Genomic DNA, 1,138 nt, shown 5'->3' on the forward strand with positions numbered 1-1,138 from the left:
GCCGTCGGATGACAGGGTCGCTGTCGTCAGACTGCTGCTGGTCGAGGATCGCTTCCAGGCGGGGCAGCATGGCCGCGCATTGAGCTGGCGTCAGGTCGGGGCCATCGTCGTCTGGATGGTTGAGCAGTGGCGCCAGGGTAGTGGAGACACTGCGCCACTGGCGCTCTCCACCGAACCCGTTCATCTCGGTGAGGGTGAACCCCTCGGCCTGAGCCAACCACTTCCTGAACATGTTGAAGCCGGTGTATGACCAGGAGACGTCCGGACTCGCCACGTCGTCGTCGCCTGGGAAGAGCATCAGTCCCACCTTGTCTCCCTTGGTTGTTCGTAGCTCAGGATCGCCATGAGGAAGGGCGCCGGCAACTGAAATGATCTCCGGATGGCCGGTGTGATCACGGCGTCGGAGCCGTCCTGGATAGCCCCGTTCACCGGGCTGAGCCCACGCTGTTTCGGCAAGCTGGTGACGGCTGTGCGCCGCGAGACTGCGGCCAAAGAGCACCGCGGACGCCCCTGGGGGCTGCCACTGGAGGACCGCATCCTGTTGGTCGTCGCTTATTGGCGCACAAACTTGACGATGCGCCAGCTCGCGCCGCTGTTCGGCATCTCGAAGTCGGCGGCCGACCGGATCATCGATCACCTCGGGCCCAAGCTCGCGCTCCAGCCACGCAAGCGGTTCGCGAAGGACACCGTGCTTATCGTGGACGGCACTCTGGTCCCCACCCGGGATCGCACGATCGCCGAGCAGTCGAAGAACTACCGCTACTCCACAGCCCACCAGGTGGTCATCGACGCTGATACCCGGCTGGTCGTCGTGGTCGGCCGTCCTCTGCCCGGCAACCGGCACGACTCCCGCGGCTGGGAGGAATCCGGTGCCAAGGACGCCGTCGGCAGGACCGTGACCATCGCCGACGGCGGCTACCAGGGCACCGGCCTGGTCATCCCGCACCGCAGGTCCAAGAGCGAGGGTCTGCCCGCCTGGAAGGAAGAACACAACCGCTCCCACAAGCGCGTCCGGGCCCGCGTCGAGCACGCCTTCGCCCGCATGAAGAGCTGGAAGATCCTGCGCGACTGCCGCCTCAAGGGCGACGGCATCCACTACGCCATGCTCGGCATTGCTCGCCTGCACAACCTCAACCTC

Annotated in this window: 2 protein-coding genes; one reads left to right on the plus strand and one right to left on the minus strand. The window is 65.9% G+C overall.

What is annotated here, in order from left to right; translation table 11 throughout:
• Positions 1–307: hypothetical protein (locus ACWEEU_RS30580; protein ID WP_451736933.1), on the minus strand; the 307-nt coding region annotated here is incomplete at its 3' end.
• Between the two features lie 72 nt (positions 308–379).
• Here ACWEEU_RS30580 and ACWEEU_RS30585 point away from each other — a divergent pair.
• A partial coding sequence (locus ACWEEU_RS30585; protein ID WP_451736936.1) for a transposase occupies positions 380–1,138 on the plus strand: 759 nt, incomplete at its 3' end.

The organism is Streptomyces sp. NPDC005004 (assembly GCF_053600675.1).